Source organism: uncultured Candidatus Puniceispirillum sp. (genome assembly GCF_963979125.1).
GTDB lineage: Bacteria > Pseudomonadota > Alphaproteobacteria > Puniceispirillales > Puniceispirillaceae > Puniceispirillum.
The window spans coordinates 1-4,928 of the sequence record NZ_CAXBVX010000125.1; the positions used below are offsets into that span (position 1 = coordinate 1).

Here is a 4,928-nt window from a genome sequence, read left to right on the forward strand (position 1 = left end):
GATTAGCGTTGAAGATGCGCTAGCTTTGGTTGGTTCATCAGATCACATATTCGTTGATCTAAGAGATGGCACGGAACAAGTAAAATCCGGTATCATTGAGGGTGCGGTCACTTCATCTCGTGGTATGATGGAATTTCATATTGATCCAGAAAGTCCGGCACATAAACCAGAATTCAATCAAGACAAAACTTACGTCTTTTACTGTGCATCAGGTGGACGATCGGCTTTGGCAGCAAAAGTGGCCATGGATATGGGGCTCTCACCTGTAGTCAACCTTTCTGGTGGTGTAAGTGCCTGGCAGAAAGCTGGGGGCGTATTGTCCTGAGACATGGGGAATAAATTGGATAAGCAAATGATCTACGAGGGTCAAGAACTGGCGCGTAACGCGGCTAATCACACGGCTCTGTCACCAGTGTCAATTCTCAAACGTGTTGAGCGCGTTCACCCAGAATTACCGGCACAAATTCATGGACGCATCCGGCGCAATTGGCGAGAAGTTGCCGAACGTTGCAAGCGGCTTGCTTCGGCCCTGTCTAACCGCGGCATTGGCAAGGGTGATACAGTTGCCTTGATTGCACCAAATATCCCTGAAGCGCTTGAATGCGCCCTAGCTGTGCCCACGCTTGGCGCGGTTCTTAATGCGAATAATACGAAACTTGATGCTGGAACTATCGCCTATATCCTAGAACATGGTGAAGCGAAGGTGTTATTGGTTGATACCGAATTTTCGACTTTGGCGGCAAATGCCGTTTCCCAATCCAATCGTGATCTGCTGATTATTGATATTGAGGACAGTGAAGGACCAGGCGGCAAAAAGATAGGTTCTTTGACGTATGATGAATTGTTGGCCGAAGGTGATAAGAATTTTGACTATTGCTTGCCGGATGATGAATGGGACGCGCTGGCGCTGAACTATACCTCTGGCACCACAGGCCGACCCAAGGGAGTTGTATATTCGCATCGTGGCGCATGGACCAACGCTGTCAATAATGTGCTTACATGGGAAATGCCGCATTATCCTGTCTATTTATGGACGTTGCCACTGTTTCATTGTAATGGGTGGTGTTTTCCTTGGACTATAACCCTGCTTGCTGGAACGCATGTGTTTTTGCGCGCACCAAGAGCCGATGCGATCTTTGACGCTTTTGTTGATTGCAAAGTTACGCATCTTTGTGGTGCACCCATCATCATGTCAATGATATTGAACGCACCAGAAAAACCTGCGTTCTCACAAAAGATTAAAATGATGACAGCAGCAGCGCCTCCTCCTGCAAGCGTTATAGAGGGTATAGAATCCATGGGTATCTCAATCACCCATGTTTATGGTTTGACCGAAGTTTATGGTCCCGCCGTTGTCTGCGCAGAAAAACCCGGTTGGGCTTCACTAGCTCCTGATGAACAATCAGTATTAAAAGCTCGGCAAGGTGTCGCCTATGAGTTGCAAGAAGATGTAATGGTCTTGAAACCAGATACACGCGTTCCTGTTGCATGGGATGGAGAGACACTAGGCGAGGTCGTGTTTCGTGGTAATATTGTCATGAAAGGGTATTTGAAGGCGCCTGATGAGACGGCTAAAGCGTTTAAGGACGGCTGGTTCTGGTCCGGCGACATCGCGGTGCAACACCCTGATGGCTATATTGAAATTCGTGATCGATCCAAAGATATAATCATTTCAGGGGGTGAAAACATATCATCCATTGAGGTGGAAAAGGCGCTCTATTCTCATCCTGCTGTTAGCCTTGTTGCGGTTGTGGCCATGCCTGATGAGAAATGGGGGGAAGTACCCTGTGCTTTTGTTGAGCTTTCAGGCAAAGTTTCAGAGGAAGAATTGATAGCTCACGCTAAGAAAGGTCTTGCTGGATATCAATGTCCAAAGAAAGTGATCTTTGGACAACTTCCAAAAACCACCACTGGAAAAATACGCAAAAACGAATTACGAGATTCGATACGTCAAAAGCACTGATGTAACTAGAACTGTTCAAAAGGAATTAAAATGTCAGAGTCAGTTGTTATTCTGGGGGGGAAACGCTCCGCTATTGGAAAATTTGGGGGTGCGTTGGCTGGTATTGCACCAACGGAATTAGGCAGTTTTGTTACCAAAGCGGCGTTAGAAAGCGTTGGTGTTTCGCCACATCATGTTGATCATAGTGTTTATGGAAATGTACTCCATAGCGAAGCCCGTGATGTTTATATAGCCCGCGTTATCGCCCTTGAGGCAGGATTGCCAACACATGCGCCCGCGCTAACGGTAAATAGGCTTTGCGGATCGGGTTTGCAGGCCATTATCTCGGCCATTCAGCTTATTCAACTAGGCCATGCCAAAATTGCTATTGGTGGTGGTGTTGAATCCATGTCGCGGGCTGGTTATTTGTTACCTAAGCTCAGATTTGGTACAAAAATGGGTGACGCCACCGCTATTGATATGATGCTGGCATCACTGCATGACCCGTTTGGACATGGGCATATGGGTATAACCGCAGAAAATATCGCTAACAAATTTGGCGTTTCAAGAGATCAACAGGATGCGTTTGCCCAACTGAGCCAGGAACGCGCCGCCCATGCCATTGCTGAAGGACGTTTTAAAGAGCAAATCGTTGGCATTGATGTTGGGCATGGTAAGAAAACTAGCCATTTTGACACTGATGAACATCCACGCGCGACAACTATAGAAGACCTTGCTGGACTCCGAACTGTTTTCAAAGAAGATGGAAGTGTCACCGCAGGTAATGCAAGTGGCATTAATGATGGCGCGGCGGCTGTTGTTTTAGCTAATGAAAAAGACGCTGTCGAACGCGGGTTAAAGCCAATGGCACGGGTGCTATCATATGGCTTTGCCGCTGTACCGCCTGAAATTATGGGCGTTGGACCTGTTCCAGCAAGTAAAATGGCGCTTGATCAAGCTGGCCTTTCAGCAAGCGATCTGGATGTCATTGAATCCAACGAAGCATTTGCCGCACAGGCTTGCTATGTCAGCCGTGAATTAGGGCTTGATCCAGCCAAAGTGAATCCAAATGGTGGGGCAATCGCGCTAGGGCATCCGGTCGGAGCTACAGGCGCTATTCTAACATTAAAGCTATTACATGAATTACGCCGTATTGGTGGTCGTTATGGACTGGTAACACTTTGCATTGGTGGAGGGCAGGGCATTTCAATGGTGGTCGAGGCGCTTTAATCAAAACGCTTTTCAATTGCTCAATTTTGTCGATGATTTCGAATAATGGATGTTATTTAGAATCGTTAAATGATTGTGACCAAATTACAGGTCTTTTGCTGGAATATGGCAGTTAATTACATGTTCGGGGCTAGTGGTCTGGGCTGATGGTGTGTCGGTCTCGCAAATTGTACCAAGTTTGCGTGGACATCGTCGTTGGAATGGACAGCCTGAAGCTGGTGGTGACAGCTCTACAACATCGTCAGCGCTAAGTTTTGGTGCGAAGTCTGGATTGGGTTCAAGTACGGCGCCAAGCAACAAATCAGTATAAGGATGGAATGGCGCCTTATAGACAGCATCTGCGGGACCAATTTCACACAAACGACCCTGATATAAAACAGCCACGCGGTCAGAAATGGCTTTTACCACAGCCAGATCATGCGAGACGAAAATATAGGTTGTTCCCTGCTGTGTTTTCAATTCGTCCAATAGGTCAAGAACTGCCGCCTGAACCGAAACGTCCAGCGCGGATGTTACTTCGTCACACAGCACTATTTCAGGTTCAGCGGCAAAGGCTCTGGCTATCGCAACGCGTTGTTTTTCACCGCCAGATAACTGGCTTGGCAGACGATCAAGATAGTGCACGCCAAGCCTCACTCGTTCGATTAATTCGGCACTACGCCGGCGCAACGCATCGCCGTTCAACCCAAAATAGAGACGTAAAGGTTGCGCCAGAATTTGCGCGACCGTATGGCGTGGGTTCAAACTGTCATCCGGGTTTTGGAAAATCATCTGAATTTGTCGCAAATTCACCGCTGGACGGTCTTCGACCCGCGCGGTTAACATGGTTTCACCATGTAGTGAAATGTTTCCGTCCTTTGGTGAAATCAAACCAGCAATGGCTTTTAAAATTGTCGATTTCCCACTGCCACTTTCGCCAACAAGACCAAGCGTTTCACCTTTTTCGATGGTGATATTGATGCCTTCTACGGTAGCGGGAGAGGGTTTTTTACCGGAAAATAGGGTTTCCAGAAAATCAGTTTTAGCATAGCTGATGGCAAGGTTGTTCAACCCTAGCGCTTGCCCAGATTCAACGGTTGTCAAATCGCCTTGTCGCGCCGGCTTTTTGTTTGCCGTCGGCATCTGGTCAATCTTGTCACTATGAAAACAGCGGACGTCTTCACCGCTGTCTATGGGTATGAGTGGTGGCGACATTGACTGGCATTTTTTATCCACCAGGGCACAGCGGTCGGCAAAGGCGCATCCGTTAATAGCCTCGCCCGGCATTGGTGGTCGCCCGTCCAATGCCATTGGCAAGCGGGTTTGATTCAAGCGCGGTATTGATGCCAGCAAACCATGTGCATAGGGATGACGTGGCGCCAGCAAAACCTGCCGAGCCGAGCCATTAAGTACAATTTCACCAGCATACATCACCACCACACGGTCACAGACCCTCGAGATCGCGCCCAGATCATGGCTGACATAGAGCATTGCCATATTGCGTTCACGCGCCAGATCACGGAGCAATTCAAGAATATGCGCCTGCGTTGTTACATCCAGACCTGTTGTCGGCTCGTCAAGTAATAATGCTTCAGGTTCTCCGGCAAGTGCCATGGCGATGGCCACCCTTTGCTGTTGGCCACCAGATAGTTCATGCGGATATCGCGTCACCAGCGCGGCCGGATCGGGAAGCCGAACTTGCGTTAGTAGATCAACAACACGTGCCTTAAATTGCTGGTCATTCAGATCGCTGTGCAGGCGTAAGGCCTCGGCAACC

At 48.4% G+C, this 4,928-nt stretch carries 4 protein-coding genes; 3 read left to right on the forward strand and 1 reads right to left on the reverse strand.

What is annotated here, in order from left to right; translation table 11 throughout:
- From ABNT28_RS09940 to bktB, 3 genes are all read left to right on the forward strand, one after another.
- The coding region (locus tag ABNT28_RS09940) for a rhodanese-like domain-containing protein (RefSeq protein ID WP_332925004.1) at nucleotides 1-325 on the forward strand (325 nt) is incomplete at its 5' end.
- Between the two features lie 27 nt (nucleotides 326-352).
- On the forward strand, nucleotides 353-1,963 hold the full coding sequence (locus ABNT28_RS09945) for an AMP-binding protein (RefSeq protein ID WP_332925003.1): 1,611 nt from the start codon (nucleotides 353-355) through the stop codon (nucleotides 1,961-1,963).
- Between the two features lie 30 nt (nucleotides 1,964-1,993).
- A complete protein-coding gene (gene bktB, locus ABNT28_RS09950; protein ID WP_348721505.1) occupies nucleotides 1,994-3,172 on the forward strand; it encodes a beta-ketothiolase BktB in 1,179 nt (392 codons plus the stop codon).
- 84 nt (nucleotides 3,173-3,256) lie between these two features.
- On the opposite strand, the gene ABNT28_RS09955 is transcribed toward bktB, so the two are convergent.
- Nucleotides 3,257-4,928 (reverse strand): ABC transporter ATP-binding protein (locus ABNT28_RS09955; protein WP_348721506.1); only part of this gene is annotated, 1,672 nt, incomplete at its 5' end.

Bases quoted from the DNA above. Each gene is read 5' to 3' on its own strand.
- ABNT28_RS09945 (WP_332925003.1), top strand. From the start codon at position 353: ATGATCTACGAGGGTCAAGAACTGGCGCGTAACGCGGCTAATCACACG.
- bktB (WP_348721505.1), top strand. From the start codon at position 1,994: ATGTCAGAGTCAGTTGTTATTCTGGGGGGGAAACGCTCCGCTATTGGA.